Genomic DNA, 17,778 nt, shown 5'->3' with positions numbered 1-17,778 from the left:
TGTGCTCAATTTGCTTTGTCTATGCGCCGTTTAACGGGGAAATTTTCAGCTTTGTAGGTGTTTAAGGTTTGATTCCGATGTATGAGACGTTAAAGATCAGGTTGTCATTTGGGGATGAATTTCTGCCTTTAACTGGCGCTTGAGTTGATTCCTCAAGCGCCGATTGGGTAGTTAATTTGATGATGACCAATGTTACGGTAACTCATATTAAGCGCTAAAAGCCCAGTGCTAAGGACTGAAGAATCCGGTTTCTTGGCTCACTTGTTGTGTTGGTTGTTTAACATCCGTCACCGAGAATTGGATCATTTTGCGCCCCGAGGGGATGGCATCCTTATCGGCTAATACAGTGACGGGATAGTCGACTTGTTCACCCGCTGCCAAGGTAATAATAGGATCGGCAATCAAGCTAAAGGGCATTTCACTGTCGACGGCGAGTTGATACTGCTTAGTATCTTGTGTCTTGTTGCGGATCTTCAGCTGATAGGTATTTTCAACTTTATTATCCGAGGTTTCACGGTACAAGCTTTGACGATCACGGATCACGTTAAGCTGGATCTCGCTGCGGCTATTTAAGTCTAACCCTATGACGATAAACATGATAATGACCGCTGCACCGTAGCCTAAGAAACGCGGCGAGCGCCAATAGGAGTAATTCACTCCCTTAAGATCATTTTCACTCATATAGCCGATAAGATTCTGCTTGTAATCGAACTTCAACATAGTCTCATTACAGGCATCGACACAGGCGCCGCAGTTGATGCACTCATATTGCAAACCGTTACGAATATCTATCCCTGTTGGGCAAACTTCGACACACAAATTACAGTCAACACAGTCACCTAAAGTATGGTCATCTTGATTGTTCTCTTGTTTACGTTTGCGAGGGCCACGGGCTTCACCGCGCTGTGCATCATAGGTCACGGTTTTAGTGTTGGCATCGAACATCACAGCTTGGAAACGTGAATAGGGGCAGCAATGTAAGCACATTTGCTCGCGCATCCAGCCCGCATTGAGATAAGTACAAATGGCGAAAAACCACACCCAGCTTGTCACCCAGAAGCTGGCATTGCCCGTCAAGATGTCCACATAAAGTTCACGGGCGGGAATAAAATAACCGATAAAACCACAGCCAGTGAGCAGAGCTGTTAGACCCCAAAGTAAGTGCTTTGCACTTCTTTTACCGATTTTACTGCTAGTCCAAGGGGCTTTGTCGAGCTGCTTACGTTTATTACTGCTGCCTTCGATGCGCGTTTCTATCCACACATAGATAAAGGTCCACGCCGTTTGTGGGCAAAGGTAACCGCACCAAACACGGCCCCAAAATACGGTAATGAAAAACAGACCGAAGGCGGCGGCGATAAAAATCCATGCCAGCAAGGTAAAGTCCTGTGGCCAGAGCGTGATACCAAAGAAAAAAAACTGTTGTTGGCTGATATCTAACAGTATTGCTTGGCGGCCATCAATAGAGATAAACGGCAGGGCGAAAAACATCACGATCAATAGGCTATTCATCATGGTTCGCAGGCGCTGAAAATCACCTTTTTGCTCACGAAAATGGATATTGCCAGAGGGGAGACGACTTTTTGCTGCGGTTTCAGTAGAGAGGTTTTTAACCGGAATGTGTAGCTCTACTGAGGCAGGTTTCGCGCCCACACTCTTATTTACACTTGGAGAATTTGGGGTAACTTCACTCTTGGGCATAAAGGGTCCTAACGGCTTAAATAAGATTCGCCTCCCTATAGCAAGCACTAGGCCAAGTTTTAATTAGCTCAACATCATGATATTTATAATTATTTTGTGATTGGAACTAGATGAAGAACACGATATATCACACATTGGCGATATATCGCGTTTTTAGTGTGCTCGTTTTGAATTAGATTTCACTCGATTGACGCTGGATCCCCAGTTTTTTCATTCGCGATCTCAGTGTACTTGCGGGCACACCGAGGACATTCGCTGCGCCGAGTGGGCCGGATATGCGCCAGTTTAAGCGCTTAAGGGTTTGTTCTATATGCAGCGCTTCCGCTTCCGCTAAGGTTTGCCCTTGGGTTTGAGCTAAGGGATTATTGCTCGGCATCGCATGGATCTGCAGAATATCTCCTTGGGATAGAATGGCTTCGCGTTCGAGGATATTTTGCAGTTCGCGCACATTGCCGGGCCAAGTATAAGCCATGAGTTTTTGTAGCCCTTTTTGGCTCACTCCACGGATTTTTTTACCTAGCTTACGATTCAAGTTGTGCAGAATATGGCTGACGAGTTCGGGAATATCTTCGATTCTTGCGCGCAGTGGTGGTACTTGAATAGGGAATACATTCAAACGGTAATAGAGATCCATCCTAAATAATCCCTGTTCGACTCGCTTGAGTAAATCGTGGTGACTGGCGGCGACTAAGCGAATATCCACTTGAATGGTTTCACTGCCACCGAGACGTTCGAAGGATTGTTCTTGGATGACTCGTAGTAGTTTTGATTGGGCTTCTAAACTGAGTTCAGCGACTTCGTCGAGGAACAGTGTGCCTTGATGAGCAAGTTCGAAGCGACCTTTACGGCGGCTTGTGGCGCCAGTAAATGCCCCCTTCTCATGACCAAAGAGTTCACTTTCTAGTAAAGATGCCGAAAACGCGGCACAGTTGACACTGATCATGGGTTTATCTTTGCGGCGACTGAGCTGATGTAAGTTACGGGCAACGAGTTCTTTTCCTGTGCCATTTTCACCACAAATGAGCACAGTACTGTCGGTATTGGCCACCATGTGCAATTGCTGGATCATATGGCGGATCACTGTACTGGCTCCCGAAATATCCACATCACCCGTTTTATCTGCCAACTCTGCCTGTAGATAATGATTTTCAGAGGCGAGTCGCTCCGACAGTGCTTGTACTTGGGCTAGGGCTTGGCGTAATGACTGCTCTGTTTGTTTTTGAATACTAATGTCGCGAAATATCGCGACTACGCCAATTAGTTGATTGTCACGGTAAACAGGGGTGGAACTGTAATGAACGGGGAAGCTACTGCCATCTTTACGCCAAAATACATCGTGGGTGATTTCTCGGGTGATCCCATCCTTTAAGGTGTTGTAAATTGGACAATCCTCTTGGGGATAATGACTGCCATCTGCATGACTGTGATGATGGCAGTTATGGATGTTTTTACCCAGTAGCTCTTCATTCTTCCAACCCGTCATGCGTTCGGCTGCCGGATTGATAAACACCGCATTACCGCTTAAATCAAATCCATAAATACCTTCGCCGACAGCGTTGAGCAGTAACTGGTTTTCCGGTAAGAAATGCTTATCTATCGATTTTTCATTATTGACTGAAATCTTATTGATCATCTGTCTTACTCTGGTTTTGGCGGTATTTTCTGAGTATACCTTAAGTACTGTGACGCGATATATCGTGTTTTTGATTATGCCCTTTAAGCATTTTTTCTTTGGTGATTTTTCTGCTCACACTTTTTGCCGTTCGAATACATTTTACTTGATGCCATCCTCTAAAAAATATTTTCATCTAAGAAATTGATATAAAAGATAAATGACTAATATTCATTCAAAAGTCTGATTTAACATTGGATATTGTTTCATTTGTGTTATAAAAATGTTTGTGCAATGTGATTTTGTGTTGGCCGTGGTAGCAAGGTTTAGGGACGAGAATCGCACAAAGCAGGTCAGGTATTCTAAAAATAATAAGCAGTTGGGATGAATATGATGACCTCAAAGAAGCAGAAGTTTGGATTAAGTGCAGTGAGTTTGGCGATTACTCTAGCCTTGTCTGGTAGTTTAATCAGTCCGCAGGCAATAGCAGAAGAAGATGAGACGGCTGTTAAAAATGAGAACGTTGAAAAAATTGCAGTTGTAGGGTCCCGTGCTGCGCCACGCTCAATCGGCGATTCCCCCGTTCCTATTGATATTATTAGTAGTGACGACCTTAAAAAGAATGGTTCGACTGACATGATTGATATGTTAGTGACTTCGGTGCCATCGTTTAACTCACGCGCTCAACCCATTAGTGATGCAGCAACCTTAGTTCGTCCCGTTAATTTACGGGGTTTGCCATCAGACAGTACGCTAGTGCTAGTCAACGGTAAGCGTCGTCACCGTGCATCTGTGATTGCGTTCCAAGGTGGTGGTATTAACGATGGCGCTCAAGGTCCTGATATCTCAGTTATTCCTGGTTCTGCATTAAAGCAAGTTGAAGTGTTGCGCGACGGTGCTGCTGCGCAATATGGCTCTGATGCGATTGCCGGAGTCATGAACTTTGTTCTAAAAGATAATTCCGAGGGTGGTTCCATCACTGTGACCCAAGGAGAATATTACGAGGGTGATGGTGCTACGACTACGGTCGAAGGTGATGTCGGTTTACCTGTGACTGAAAATGGCTTCGTCAATTTGAGCTTCCAGTATAAAAATGCTGACTCCACTAGCCGTAGTGTGCAGCGTCCTGATGCGGCTAACTTAGCCGAGCAGGGTAATACCGCGATCAATGACCCCGCACAAGTGTGGGGTAATCCTGAGATTAATGATGACTATTCAGTGTTCATCAACTCAGGCTTAGACATTAATGCCAATATGCATGCCTATGCCTTTGGTAATCTGTCTTCCCGCGATGCCGTGGGAGGCTTCTATTATCGTTACCCACAAAATCGTAGCAATGTGTATTCCAATGATGGTGGCCAGAATTTACTTGTGGGCGCGGTTAATGGTGATAAAACGACTTGTGCGGCAGTGCCTATTCCTAAAATTGATACAAATAACGACGGTATTCCTGATAGTGACGGCAACGTACTCGACACTGATGCATACAAGGCGATGGTTACCGACCCAAATTGCTTTGCTATGAACCAGATATTTCCAGGTGGCTATACGCCACAGTTCACCGGCACCATTGAAGATATGTCCTTCTTCGCAGGTGTAAAAGGCGATATCGGTGAATGGAATTATGATTTCAGTGCCGGTACTGGGGCGAACAAAGCCAGTTTTGGTCTTAAAAATTCGTTGAATCCATCACTGGGATTAGATACCCCGACGGATTTCGATACGGGAGCTTATGAGCAAGTTGAAACCACAGTTAACTTAGATTTCTCGCGCTTCATTACCTTAGTAGGCATTGAAGACATTAGCTTTGCTTCTGGTTTTGAATGGCGAAATGAGTCGTTTGAGATTTCTCAAGGTGATGAAGCCTCGTGGATTGCAGGCCCTTATGCTAGCCAAGGTTTCAACATAGGTGCGCATGGTTTTAAAGGCTTTGGCCCAGAGTCTGCGGGTAAAAACTCACGTCATAATATAGGTATTTATACTGATTTAGAAGCTTATTTAAGTGATGACTGGTTACTCGGTTTAGCACTGCGCTACGAAGACTTTTCAACCTTTGGTGATACGTTAAATTACAAATTGACGTTGCAGTATTCTGCAACGGATGAATTGTCGTTCCGCGCCTCACACAGCACCGGCTTTCGTGCACCAACGGTTGGCCAAGAAAACGTGGTGAATACCCAGACATCGATCATCGATGGTGAATTGATCCAGACCTTTATCGCCCCTCCAACCGATCCGCTTGCGGCATTTTACGGTGGTGAAGTGTTAAAGCCTGAAGAGTCGATTAGTTATGCGATTGGGGCTGTATATGAGTACGAAAGCTTCTTCTTAACGGTCGATTATTACAACATTGGCGTTGAGGGCCGTATTGCACAGTCGAGTAAGATTGATGTTGAAGCTAAAGATTATGATGCGCTACGTGCCGCTGGGGTTGAGTTCCCTGAGTTAATCCAAGGTGTGAGTTATTACACCAACGACTTTGATACTACGACTCAAGGTATCGACATCGTCGCCTCCTATGATGCAGAAATCCTGTCGGGTAATGCTAAGTTCAGTCTTGCCTATGGTTGGACCGATACCAGTGTTGATAAGTTTGATCTTAAAACGACCGATGCGGGTAAAGTTCGTCGATTAGAAGATGGTATCCCAGCGCACCGTGCCACCTTAACTTGGGCACAGTCATGGGACAAGGTAACCCTGTCACTACGTGGTAACTATTTTGGTGAGTACTATGCGACTCACGCTGATGATACCTCTGACTGGGGCTCTGAAATGGCTGATGCTGCAGTGACCGTCGATCTTGAAATGAGCTATCAATTACTTGATGGCTTAACCCTGGCGGTGGGGGCTAATAATCTATTTGATCAAGAAGCGCAAAAGCTGAAAGAAGGGACCTTGGGTGAACTCGGTGGCGTTTATTATGAAAGTGGGCCATTCGATTACAACGGCGGTTTCTACTATGGTCGAGTGAATTACCGTTTTTAATGAGTAAGCCAATTTATAGAAGCGATTTCTAACCCACCTTTCAAGAAATTTGGCTTTTATAAATAGAAGTGAAGTAAGCAAAAAGGCTGCAATGCAGCCTTTTTTATTCGTATTTGACTCGTCCTAAATATGGTTTAGTGCTTAGTTACGATTCGTTTGCGCGGCAGCTAAACCATTTAACACATCACTCATACTGAGTTTTGACGGCAATAGAATCCCATTGGGGGCGCTTGGACCATAAATTTTATTGTAGGGCGTGCCGGGGACTCCTTCGTGGCGCATATAGGTTTCAATCGTTTTATTCGCCTCACTCCAGTTACCTTGCATCAGAATGATATTGTCGGCCATCAAGGCATTTACAATTTGCTCCCTGTGGGTGACTTCCGCTTTATTCGTTTGGCAGATGGTGCACCAATCAGAGGTAATATCGACAAAGACGGTATAGCCTTGGGCAACCAGAGGCGCGATTTTCTCTGGGGCTAAGGTGTGCCATTGTAGTTTTTGATAGGCTTGGTAATCCTCGCTTTTGTGCACAAATCCAATAATAGCACTGAGTCCTAAGGCGAAAAATCCCAGCACAAAAATCACCGTCAGCGGTATGGTTTTACCTTTTTGTCTTTGCCAAAGCAGTAATAAGATCGCACCTATTAATAGGCAAAGAATAAAAATACTGATCAGCGTTATAGTGTTCATAAAATTTCCTGATTGTGAATCGCCTTTGTGATAATAGCGATGAAGGCTTAGGTATTAAGGTTTGGCTATAAAGGCTTAGGTTAACGCTAATTTTAGCGGTTAACGGCTTAAATCAGTGTGAATTTATGGGATTATCGCGTTTGGGGTTCTCTTAAATGACTGTTCATTTATTGAAAATGGATTTATTAGCGTTAACGCCTTGATGACGCGATGCTAGAATGGCAAGCAAGTTTAAGGCCCAGCAGTGGGCTTTTTTATTCGGCGAAAGGTGTCTCAATGAGTTGGAGTACTTGGTTAGGTTTATTGGCTATTTGTTGTTTGGGGGCTATGTCGCCGGGCCCAAGTTTGACTATGGTAGTACGTCATACTTTAGGTGGTGGGCGGGGAAAGGGTATCGTTTGTGCTTGGGCACACTCGATAGGGATTGGGATCTATGCGCTGGTGACGTTACTGGGCTTAGCCGTAGTTCTTAAAAAGGCGCCCTTAGTCTTTAATGGCATTGCGATTCTCGGTGCCTTATACCTTGCTTGGATGGGAGTTCAAGCGCTGCGTTCCAATGGCGGTATGCAAGCTAAATTGGCTGCAGGGGAGGCGACAGATACCTTAACTGCAGCCCGTGATGGTATTGCTATTTCTTTATTCAACCCTAAGATAATGCTATTTTTTCTTGCGTTATTCAGCCAATTTGTGATGGTCGCCGACAGCATGACGGCTAAAGCATTAATTGTTTTTACACCGTTAGTGGTCGATGGTCTTTGGTACACCTTGATAGCCTTATTGCTATCCCACTCGAGTGTGTTGCCTAAGTTGAGAGAAAAAGCGGGGTTAATTGATAAGTTATCCGGCGTAGTATTGATATTGCTGGCGATTCGTGTGGTGTACACGCTTTAGTGATCTATCTAAAATCATTGGTTTTAAATAACAAACACGCCATCAATCGATGGCGTGTTTGTTGATGGCTATGCATTTTAAATCAAGGCGTGATTAGCCTTTAAACATTTGCACAGAATTATCAGCTTCTTCTGCCACACTTTCTTGGATAATGGGTGGGTTGGCAATGTGGTCGTCTAAGTTGTCACTCAGCATTTCTTTGAATTCACTGCTAAACCATTCTAATGCGCTCTCTTTTTCTGCACCGAGATCCGCTGATTTTATCGCGGCTTCGAAGGCATTAAAACGTGCTGCGGCAAAACGGAGTGCTGTGCCAACTTTACCTACATCTGCTTCTTGTTGGCTTAGCTGATTGGCTAAGGCAATAAACTGATCGGCAAGTTCGTAAATGGTGGTGCTGCTCGTGTCGGTCATGGCGTTCACTCTAAAAAAGTAACAGATTAAAGTTCGATTCTAACTTAATTGGTGTAAGAAGGAATCGTCAGGCATTAACTATTGGGATCTGTGTCGGTAATGACGACTCCTGTATGGGAGTCATAATTAATCGACAGTTTATCGTTTGTTCGATACAAATAAGTGCACTGGCCAGGATCGGTATAACTGGCTTTATAGTCGGTTTCAGTCGCATCAATATTCAAGCGCGAGACACTCGGCTGGGCATTTTGGAATAATACTTCCCATACCGATATACAGTCTTCAACATTATCGAGTGCCGGAGAGGCCTCATTGCCATGGATATAGTGTTGGGCTGGCCAACCGAAGGCGTTGAAATCTATTTGTTCGGATTGTGCCGTACCAAATACGGGTAAATCCTCTTTTGGACCTGAGCCCACTTTTACAGCCCATACGGAACGTGCCAGATTGATGGCTGATTTAAAGCCTCCGCCTGCCGCTTTAACGGTTGCAATTTGCGCATCTTGTTGCACATTGATAAATTTTGGCAGGGCCACTACGGCTAAAATACCGAGCACTATGATGACCACCACAAGTTCAATTAAGGTGAAACCCGTTTGATGTCTTTGAATTGATTTATCAGAATGTTGGATCATCATTACGTATCAGAGTGTGCGAGAATGGGCGCACTATATCACTTAATTTCGAATGTTTTAAATTGAAAGTCTTAACGTGAGACCTAGCAGGTTTAGTGGTATTACTTAGCGGCAAGTAAAGTCTGCAAACTTGCCATACCACTATAGGACTTTTAAGCTAACCCGATTATAGAATTGAGGAAGTAAAATAGTGACTCAGGTGACATGGCAAACATTTATCGATGAGCAAAGAGCTTTGCCTTATTTTCAGCAACTAAGCGCATTTGTTGATAATGAACGCAGGGCTGGGAAAGTGGTTTATCCCCCCGAAGTTGATGTTTTCAATGCTTTTAGTATGACGCCCCTTGAACAAGTCAAAGTGGTTTTGATTGGCCAAGATCCCTATCACGGCCCAGATCAAGCCCATGGTTTATGTTTTTCGGTTAAACGCGGGATAAAACCACCGCCATCTTTAGCCAATATGTACAAAGAGTTAGCGACGGATATTGATGGCTTTACCATTCCATCCCACGGCGATTTATCCGCATGGGCGGAGCAGGGGATCTTAATGCTCAATACGGTATTAACCGTTGAGCAAGGTAAGGCGCATTCCCATGCCAAAGCCGGGTGGGAAGTCTTTACGACTGCGGTGCTGGAATTATTAAATCGGCAGACTCAGCCGATTATTTTCGTGCTTTGGGGCAGTCATGCCATTAAAAAGGGTCAAGTCATTAACGCACCGCAACATCAAGTGCTCACAGGACCGCATCCTTCACCTTTATCGGCTTATCGCGGTTTTTTTGGTTGTGGGCATTTCTCTCAAGTTAATCAATTATTGCTTGAGCGAGGCGAAACGCCGATCCTTTGGCAGGTTTGATTTTAGGATTGCGGTTAAAGCAATAAAAAAGGTCTTACTGAGTAAGACCTTATTTTTGGGGCGAAACTACATTAGTTAGCAATCAGTGGTTTCTGTCGACCGAAATCTTAGCTAGTGTTACTAAGGCTTGCTTATAGTCGCTATCGGGTAAAGCAGATAATGCCGCGATCGCTTTCTCTGATTCTTCAATTGCTTTTTGTTGGGTGTAGTTTAACGCGCCGCAATGGTGCAGTGCTGCTACGATTTTATCTATGGCCTGAGTACCATCACCTTGCTCAATTGCTTGACGTATGAGCTGTTTCTCTTCGTCTGTGCCATGGGCAATGGCATAGATGAGTGGCAGAGTCGGTTTACCTTCGGCAAGGTCATCGCCAATATTCTTACCTAGCTCGTCACTGTCGGCGGTATAGTCGAGTAAGTCGTCGGTGAGCTGAAAGGCGGTGCCGAGATATTTACCATAGTTGCCTAAGGCGGTTTCTTGCTCAGGCGTTGCACCTGCTAGCACGCCCGCAAGTAGCGTAGCGGCTTCAAATAACTTGGCTGTTTTGCAATAAATGACCCGCATATAGCTTTCTTCAGTGGTGTCTGGGTCATTACAATTCATCAGCTGTAAGACTTCACCCTCGGCCAACACGTTAGTCGTATCAGCTAACACTCTGAGCACTTTCATGTTGTCAAGTTCGGTCATCATCTGGAATGAGCGGGTATAAAGGAAATCCCCGACTAGCACACTGGCACTATTGCCAAACAGTGCATTGGCGGTTTCTCGTCCGCGGCGTAACGTCGATTCATCAACGACATCATCATGGAGCAATGAGGCTGTATGGATAAACTCAATAATCGCCGCTAGCTTAAGATGTGCTTCGCCTTCGTAGCTCACCGCACGTGCGGCTAAAACCGACAGCAGAGGACGAAGACGTTTACCACCACCATTAATAATGTAAAAACCTAATTGATTAATTAGGGCGACATCTGATTCAAGCTGTTTATATATCAGCTGATTGACTGCTTGCATATCAGTGTCAGCCAGTTGACGAATAGCGTTTAAATCCATAATAGACTCTGGTTGTGGGGTCATTACGTACCCGGCCCCTGTTTAGGCTCACGTGTTATAATGAAATGAATTTTACCTAAAATTCTGACATATGACAGCACTAGCTCAACTAATGTGAGAGTTAATCCGGTCTTTTTTTATTCTTTCCTAATTAGGGCTTGCCAGAGTTAGATTCTTCGCGTAAACTCCGCGCCCATTGTCAATAAAGTTTTTGTAGCACCCTGCCTCATCCAAGAATGAGCCCGCGTGTTAGGAATTGGAGTAAAATAGCTATGTACGCTGTTTTTCAAAGTGGTGGTAAACAACACCGTGTAGCTGAAGGCCACACAGTACGTTTAGAAAAGTTAGAAGTTGCAACTGGCGAAACTATCGAGTTCGATCAAGTTCTTTTGATCGCTGATGGCGAAACAGTGCATGTTGGTGCTCCTTTAGTGGCTGGCGGTAAAGTCGTTGCTGAAGTTGTAAGTCACGGTCGTGGCGATAAAGTTACTATCGTTAAGTTCCGTCGTCGTAAGCACCACGACAAGAAAATGGGCCACCGTCAGTGGTTCACTGAAGTTAAAATTACTGCTATCAACGCATAATAGGAGTCTAACTCATGGCACATAAAAAAGCTGGCGGTTCTACTCGTAACGGCCGCGATTCAGAAAGTAAACGTCTAGGTGTTAAGCGCTTTGGCGGTGAATCAGTTCTAGCTGGTAACATTATTGTTCGTCAACGTGGTACTAAATTCCACGCTGGTGTAAACGTAGGTATTGGTCGTGACCATACTCTGTTTGCTCTGACTGACGGTAAAGTTAAATTCGAAGTTAAAGGCGCTAATAACCGTAAGTTTATTAGCATCGAAGCTTAACTTTCGAACCTAGCTTATACTGTTAAAGCCCCGCCATTGGTGGGGCTTTCTGTTTTTTGTGCTTCTATTTACGCCGTGTAGATGCTTGAGTTGGTAAATGATTACCAAGAATGAGCATTGACAGGTAAGATTGGGAGCAAAGTATCTCGAGTTTTTTGGCGACCAATGAAGTTAGACGGTATAATTGCTTCATTCAGTGGTGCCAGGAGTAAGTATGAAGTTTGTCGATGAGGCAGTAATTAGGGTCGAAGCAGGCGACGGCGGTAGCGGTTGTGTTAGCTTTAGGCGCGAAAAGTATGTACCTGATGGTGGTCCTGATGGTGGTGATGGTGGCGACGGTGGCAGTGTTTTCCTGCAAGCTGACGAAAACTTCAACACTTTGATCGAGTTCCGTTTTGAACGTTTTCACATGGCTGAACGTGGCGAAAATGGTCGTGGCCGTGATTGTACTGGTCATAGCGGTAAAGATCTGATCTTAAAAGTTCCTGTTGGTACTCGCGCGGTCGATCATGATACTGAAGAAGTCCTTGGGGATTTAACAACCCACGGTCAAAAGCTATTGGTTGCCAAAGGTGGTTTCCATGGTTTAGGTAACACTCGTTTTAAGAGCAGTACTAACCGTGCCCCACGTCAAAAGACGTTAGGCACACCCGGTGAAGTTCGTAGCCTTAAATTAGAGTTGTTACTGCTGGCTGACGTTGGTTTGCTTGGCATGCCTAACGCGGGTAAGTCGACATTCATTCGTGCGGTTTCCCGTGCAACGCCGAAAGTGGCTGATTATCCGTTTACAACACTGGTGCCTAACTTAGGTGTGGTTAATCCACGTCCTGGACAAAGCTTTGTGATTGCGGATATTCCTGGTCTCATCGAAGGCGCTGCCGATGGTGCGGGTTTAGGTATTCGGTTCTTAAAGCATCTTGAGCGTTGTCGTATTCTGCTGCACATCATAGATATTGAGCCGATTGACGGAACCGATCCGGTTGAGTCTGCGCGCGCTATCGTAGGTGAGCTTGAGAAATATTCTCCAAAGTTGGCGAGTAAGCCGCGTTGGTTAGTCTTTAACAAAACCGATCTGCTGCTTGAAGAAGAGCTGCAAGAGAAGGTTGATCGTATCGTTAAAGAAATGGGTTGGGAAGGCGATGTTTATACTATCTCCGCCTATAACCGCGACGGTACCAGTGAGTTGGCATTAAAACTCCTCGATTACATTGCGAGTCTTCCACCTGAAGACAATGAAGTCGACCCAGATAGTGAAGTTGAGTTCAAGTGGGATAATTATCATCAAGCAAACCTTGATTCATTGAATGAAGATTATGTTGATGAAGATGATGACGACGACTTTGATGATGACGACTACGACGTAGAAGTTATTTACCAAAGATAATAGTAATCTTTGAGTTTTGAGAGTTCTGTGTACGCTGATACTCAAAATGATATTACTCGGCAAGTTGTGCGTGCTGCACAATTGCTACTGGCCTACGGCGCGGAATCTGATTTAGTTGAAGAAATCAGCCAGCGTCTAGGTCAGGCTTTAGGTCTTGCCAGCGTAGAACTCTCTATTTCCTCTAATTCCCTCGTGTTAACCAGTTTGGTTCATGGTCGCTGTATCACAACTACTCGTCGTATTCGTGAGCATGGCATTAACATGACAGTCGTCTGTGAATTACAACGTATCTGTTTACTCGCTGAAAAGGGGTTGTATGGCCCAAATGAAGTGCGTAAACGCTTGGCGCGGATTGAACCTAAAACCTATCCTCCTAGCTTAGTGGTATTCATGATTGGCCTGTCGTGCGCTAGCTTCTGTCATTTATTTAATGGCGATCTCACTGCATGCGTGATTACTTTTTTTGCCGCGGCAGTGGGTATGTCGGTACGTTTAGCAATTGCTAAGCGGCATTTTAATTTATTAGTCAATTTTGCCATCACAGCTTTCGTCACCAGTATGCTGGCTCAAACGGGTTATTTGTTTGAGTTAAGTGAAACTCCTAAGGCTGCTATGGCCGCGAGTGTGCTGATGTTAGTGCCGGGTTTTCCGATGATTAATGCGATTTCTGACATGGTAAAAGGGCACATGAATGTCGGTATATCCCGCTGGGGTCATGCTACTTTGCTGACCGTTTCTTCTGTGATTGGCATTACGATTGCGATGCAGATCGGCGGAATTTTCCTATGATGGAATTACTGATAGCTCTTTTGCACGATGCTTTTTTCTCTGCCATCCCCGCCGTAGGATTTGCTATGGTATTTAATGTTCCTAAACGATTTCTTCCTTACTGCGCTTTAGCGGGAGCCATTGGCCACAGCTCCCGTACTTTAATGTTACAGTTTGGTCTGCCAATCGAGTGGGCAACCTTCGCCGCAGCGGCATTAGTAGGGATTATTACCATAGGGTTTGGTAAGCGCCACTTAGCGCCACCTTTAATGTATGCTGTCGCCGCGATTATTCCTATGATCCCAGGCACTTATGCATTTAATACTGTGATTGCCTTAGTGCAATTGACCGCTCAATCTCAAGTCAGTCCTGAACTGACGGGGCAAGTGATTAGTAATGGCCTTAAAACTGTCTTTATTCTAGGGGCGTTAGCTGTGGGTTTGGCCATGCCAAGTTTGTTGTATTTCAGGACCCGCCCCGTCATTCAATAATTCTATTTCCATAAAACAGGAGTGAGCATGCGCATTGCTATGATAGCCGCGATGGCAAACAATCGAGTCATCGGAAAAGATAATAAAATGCCATGGCATCTTCCAGAAGATCTACGTCACTTTAAAGCGATGACCCTAGGCAAGCCTGTTGTGATGGGACGTAAGACCTTTGAGTCAATCGGTAGGCCCCTTCCTGGTCGACATAACATAGTGATTTCACGCCAAACGGATCTTGTGATTGAGGGCGTGACCTGTGTGACCTCATTTGATGCAGCCAAACAAGCTGCTGGTGAATGTGAAGAGTTAGTGGTTATAGGTGGTGGCCAGCTTTATGCCGAGTTATTGCCCTGCGCCGATATCTTATATTTGACGCAAATCAATCTTGAGGTGGAAGGCGATACATTTTTCCCCCACTGGGACGATGGGACTTGGAAGGAAACTGAATCTTTGGCGAGTATAAATGCGGCTGGTTTGGAATATCGCTTTATCAATTTGGTAAAAAAATGTTAAATTGCAGCTTCTGTTGTGTACCCTGTGTGTATGGGACGTCAGTTTATCTAACGTATTGCATCATATCGGACATTTAGTTTTCACGGAAAGAGATAGCCTATTTCGTTATCCTAGATTTCGAACGAGAGCTAAAGCCAAGAGGTCAATATCATTTAGACAATAGATGCAGCCCATACAGAATTGATAATAAAACTATAAGAAAGTATTAAGGAGTATCGGATGCGTCTTATGCCTGTGGCCTTGGCTGCGTTAATTGGATTTAGTTCTATTGCTGTACCAACCTCTGCTGTTGCGGGGGAAGATCCACTCGTAGCGAGTCTTTGTGATTATGTAAAAGCTAACGACAAAAACCGCTTACGTAAAAAGTTAAAAGAAAGCCGCGTTAAGTTACGTCAGATTTACAGTGGTATCAGTTGCGATGGTGCAAGTCTATTGCGCACCGCTTACGGTGCGAGTGCGAACGATACCGGTGAGTTTGTGGCTAAGCGTTTGTCGGCGACTGAATTGAGTGTTGCTGAAGCTGATGGGATGACTATCCAAGCTTGGGCTGAAGCAAACGGTCATGGTGCTAGCCCAATTACCGCTGCAGTGAAAGAGCGTCTTGGCGCTGCTGCTGGCGGTGAAGAAGAGTAATGCGGATTTGAACTTAGCGGCACTTTAGCTCTATTTGCTGCTACGTTATATTAAGCGTCTAATATCAAGTATCTAGCATTAAGCTAGATAAAAATGCCAAACTTAAGTTTGGCATTTTTTATGGCCTTAATTTGTGCAAAGGCCGGACAGTTCGAGTCGTCAGTAAGATAGGCAAGTGAATTCGTCTCAAAAGAAAGGGCCGCTAAGCGACCCTAGGTTTTAGTGGTGATAAACATTAGACTCTAAATTCACCGACCGAAGCTTGGAGTTCTTCGGCTAATTTGGCGACTTGATGGCTAGACTGAGCCGTTTGATCTGCACCGATAGCGGTTTCTTCTGAAATTGCTGCAATATGCTCTAGTTTTTCAGAAACTTGCTGGCTTACTAAATTCTGTTCCTGCGCTGCATGGGCGATATGGGTGCCAGAATCATAGGCCTTATGCACAGATTGGCTAATGGTTTCGAGGGCAATGTTGGCTTGCTCCGTTTTTTCAACACAGGCGTTGGCTTGAGCACGCCCCATATCCATGGCGGCAACGGCTTGCTCTGCACCTTGCTGCAACACTTCGATCATCTGTTGGATCTCTCGGGTCGACACTTGAGTGCGTGAGGCTAAACTACGCACTTCATCGGCAACTACCGCAAAACCACGACCTTGTTCACCCGCACGGGCGGCTTCAATAGCGGCGTTAAGGGCGAGTAGGTTAGTCTGTTCTGCAATACCACGGATCACATCCAAAATTGAGCCAATAGAGGCGCTGTCCGACTGCACTTTATTAATCACAACACCCGCTTTGGCCACTTCATCGGCTAAAGCCAAAATAGTCAGTTTGTTCTCTTGTGCAATGGCACGCATGTGCTGAGTTTCTTGATCAGCCTGTTTGATTTGCTCAAGGGCTTGATTGGCACTTAAAGACACCTGCTGAGCACTAGAGCTAAGTTCAGTTGTCGCAGTAGCCACTTGGTCAACTTGGCTTTTTTGTTCTTGTATGCCTGAGGTGGTTTGCGCTGTGATTGCTGATGTTTGTTCGGCTGCCGCGGCAAGTTGATTTGACCTATCTAAAATACCTATGATTAAACTGCGTAAGCTATCGACGAGACGATTACAGTTTTTTGCTAGTTCGGCAAATTCATCGTGTCCAGAGTCATCTAGTTTATGGGTAAGGTTACCTGAGGCTAAGACGTTCAGGGCATTGTTCACTTGGCTGAGTGAGCGTTTTAACGGATTCACCACAGCAAAACTCACAATCACAGCGACAACGATTGCTATTAACACGACAATCATGGTTTGTATGCTGGCAGAGTCAATCTTGGCTATGGTGTCATTGCTCATGTTCGCGGCAACAAGTTCGATGTTATCGCTGACATCATTCATGTTGGAATTGATGACTTTCACATCTTTTTCGATAATGCCTAGTTTTATCACAGCTTCTTTGGAGTGGGAGAGCTGACTCGATTTTAGCTGCAACATAGATTGCGGACCGGTGACGAGCGCTAATACTTTTTCGATATCTTTAGTGACCGAGCTTAAGGTATCCGCTTCGACGATACCTTGACCGTGACGATTCACATATTCAAGTTTGTTCTTGGTTTCGCTGATAATGTAGTCAAGTTCCTTTGAGATCAGTTCGTGCTTACTGTCTTCGTCATTTGTTACTAAATCTGCAATAGTGGTGATGATATTTCCGAGACTAGTATCAATAGCGCTGGCTGATGCAGCAAGACTCTGCTCATCGGGATTCTGACTGCTTTCTAAATCAACAATATCGAGTAGTTCTGATGAGGCATCATCGGCGGCATTTTCGAGCTTTTTCTTTAGTTCAACGAGCTGTTCTTGCTTGCTCAATGAGGCCTCACGTTCGGCGATCATGGCAATACTATCTCGCTCAAAGGTGGCAAAGCTGCCGCTTAATTGGGCAATTAAAGAAGATAGATTCTGCTGGCTCTTGACTAACTGAGTGAGGGTGGCAATTTCGTTTTTGAACTGAGTCCCGTGGTCTTCAAACACTTTACGAATATTCGGGATATTTGCTGATCTAGGGGTGTTATAGGCAATGAGGATTTGTCTTTGTTGCTCACTCAATGCTTCACTAAGGTGGTTTGTCGATTTCAGCGCGGGCAAGCTTAATTCTTGCATCATAGCAGAGCTGGCTTTTAGGCTATTGTTGGTTAAATAAGATGTAAATCCTAGCAACACGAGTAAAAGTGTGACAATACCAAATCCGCCAATCACTCTGGTGGCTACATTAAATTTCATAGGATACTCCGATTTTTATTATATTTTTCCAAATGAAAACA

Annotated in this window: 17 protein-coding genes; 10 read left to right on the top strand and 7 right to left on the bottom strand. The window is 44.8% G+C overall.

What is annotated here, in order from left to right; genetic code table 11:
- Positions 1–228 precede the first annotated feature (228 nt).
- Both ccoG and ACHA99_RS02215 read right to left on the bottom strand, forming a co-directional pair.
- Positions 229–1,701, bottom strand: coding sequence for a cytochrome c oxidase accessory protein CcoG (ccoG, locus tag ACHA99_RS02220; protein ID WP_263141619.1), 1,473 nt, complete (start codon positions 1,699–1,701; stop codon positions 229–231).
- 172 nt (positions 1,702–1,873) lie between these two features.
- Entirely contained in the window at positions 1,874–3,334 is a 1,461-nt protein-coding gene (locus ACHA99_RS02215) for a sigma-54 interaction domain-containing protein (protein WP_393940783.1), read from the bottom strand.
- 369 nt (positions 3,335–3,703) lie between these two features.
- On the opposite strand from ACHA99_RS02215, the gene ACHA99_RS02210 reads away from it, so the two are divergent.
- The gene (locus ACHA99_RS02210; protein ID WP_393940885.1) at positions 3,704–6,298 is read left to right on the top strand and encodes a TonB-dependent receptor plug domain-containing protein; all 2,595 of its coding nucleotides are present in this window, start codon (positions 3,704–3,706) and stop codon (positions 6,296–6,298) included.
- Positions 6,299–6,439: 141 nt separating this feature from the next.
- Here the strand turns inward: ACHA99_RS02210 and ACHA99_RS02205 are convergent, their stop codons facing one another.
- On the bottom strand, positions 6,440–6,991 hold the full coding sequence (locus ACHA99_RS02205; protein ID WP_393940781.1) for a thioredoxin family protein: 552 nt from the start codon (positions 6,989–6,991) through the stop codon (positions 6,440–6,442).
- Positions 6,992–7,267: 276 nt separating this feature from the next.
- Here ACHA99_RS02205 and ACHA99_RS02200 point away from each other — a divergent pair, with 276 nt between their 5' ends.
- Positions 7,268–7,882, top strand: a complete 615-nt coding sequence (locus ACHA99_RS02200) for a LysE family translocator (protein WP_105250002.1) — start codon at positions 7,268–7,270, stop codon at positions 7,880–7,882.
- A 93-nt stretch (positions 7,883–7,975) separates the two neighbouring features.
- On the opposite strand, the gene ACHA99_RS02195 is transcribed toward ACHA99_RS02200, so the two are convergent.
- Both ACHA99_RS02195 and ACHA99_RS02190 read right to left on the bottom strand, forming a co-directional pair.
- Positions 7,976–8,296 (bottom strand): DUF3144 domain-containing protein, encoded by a 321-nt coding sequence (locus ACHA99_RS02195; RefSeq protein ID WP_105250001.1) that lies wholly within the window; start codon positions 8,294–8,296, stop codon positions 7,976–7,978.
- Between the two features lie 74 nt (positions 8,297–8,370).
- Entirely contained in the window at positions 8,371–8,934 is a 564-nt protein-coding gene (locus ACHA99_RS02190; protein WP_028761538.1) for a Tfp pilus assembly protein FimT/FimU, read from the bottom strand.
- Between the two features lie 187 nt (positions 8,935–9,121).
- On the opposite strand from ACHA99_RS02190, the gene ung reads away from it, so the two are divergent.
- On the top strand, positions 9,122–9,787 hold the full coding sequence (gene ung / locus ACHA99_RS02185; protein ID WP_393940778.1) for a uracil-DNA glycosylase: 666 nt from the start codon (positions 9,122–9,124) through the stop codon (positions 9,785–9,787).
- 82 nt (positions 9,788–9,869) lie between these two features.
- Here the strand turns inward: ung and ispB are convergent, their stop codons facing one another.
- On the bottom strand, positions 9,870–10,841 hold the full coding sequence (gene ispB / locus ACHA99_RS02180; RefSeq protein WP_049821790.1) for an octaprenyl diphosphate synthase: 972 nt from the start codon (positions 10,839–10,841) through the stop codon (positions 9,870–9,872).
- A gap of 272 nt (positions 10,842–11,113) precedes the next feature.
- On the opposite strand from ispB, the gene rplU reads away from it, so the two are divergent.
- The 7 genes from rplU to ACHA99_RS02145 all read left to right on the top strand — a co-directional run bounded on the left by rplU (position 11,114) and on the right by ACHA99_RS02145 (position 15,480).
- The gene (rplU, locus tag ACHA99_RS02175) at positions 11,114–11,425 is read left to right on the top strand and encodes a 50S ribosomal protein L21 (protein WP_006080526.1); all 312 of its coding nucleotides are present in this window, start codon (positions 11,114–11,116) and stop codon (positions 11,423–11,425) included.
- 14 nt (positions 11,426–11,439) lie between these two features.
- Positions 11,440–11,694: a 50S ribosomal protein L27 gene (gene rpmA / locus ACHA99_RS02170; RefSeq protein ID WP_006080527.1), complete on the top strand. Its 255-nt coding sequence runs from the start codon at positions 11,440–11,442 to the stop codon at positions 11,692–11,694.
- A gap of 214 nt (positions 11,695–11,908) precedes the next feature.
- Positions 11,909–13,078, top strand: a complete 1,170-nt coding sequence (cgtA, locus tag ACHA99_RS02165; protein ID WP_105250000.1) for an Obg family GTPase CgtA — start codon at positions 11,909–11,911, stop codon at positions 13,076–13,078.
- A gap of 27 nt (positions 13,079–13,105) precedes the next feature.
- A complete protein-coding gene (locus ACHA99_RS02160) occupies positions 13,106–13,867 on the top strand; it encodes a threonine/serine exporter family protein (protein ID WP_113939893.1) in 762 nt (253 codons plus the stop codon).
- Positions 13,864–14,337 carry a threonine/serine exporter family protein gene (locus ACHA99_RS02155; RefSeq protein WP_028761533.1) on the top strand — a complete coding sequence of 158 codons (474 nt, stop codon included), beginning with the start codon at positions 13,864–13,866 and terminating at the stop codon, positions 14,335–14,337. The genes ACHA99_RS02160 and ACHA99_RS02155 overlap by 4 nt, the downstream gene beginning before the upstream one ends.
- 27 nt (positions 14,338–14,364) lie before the next feature.
- On the top strand, positions 14,365–14,847 hold the full coding sequence (folA, locus tag ACHA99_RS02150) for a type 3 dihydrofolate reductase (RefSeq protein WP_028761532.1): 483 nt from the start codon (positions 14,365–14,367) through the stop codon (positions 14,845–14,847).
- A gap of 219 nt (positions 14,848–15,066) precedes the next feature.
- On the top strand, positions 15,067–15,480 hold the full coding sequence (locus tag ACHA99_RS02145) for a DUF3718 domain-containing protein (RefSeq protein WP_105249997.1): 414 nt from the start codon (positions 15,067–15,069) through the stop codon (positions 15,478–15,480).
- Positions 15,481–15,715: 235 nt separating this feature from the next.
- Here ACHA99_RS02145 and ACHA99_RS02140 read toward each other — a convergent pair whose 3' ends face one another.
- Entirely contained in the window at positions 15,716–17,737 is a 2,022-nt protein-coding gene (locus ACHA99_RS02140; RefSeq protein ID WP_131523852.1) for a methyl-accepting chemotaxis protein, read from the bottom strand.
- Positions 17,738–17,778 lie beyond the last annotated feature (41 nt).

The sequence above is a fragment of the Shewanella sp. S23-S33 genome (assembly GCF_043359565.1).
GTDB lineage: Bacteria > Pseudomonadota > Gammaproteobacteria > Enterobacterales > Shewanellaceae > Shewanella > Shewanella oncorhynchi.
The sequence above is the reverse complement of the archived record's forward strand: the minus strand, read 5'-3'. Positions and strand labels throughout refer to the sequence as shown.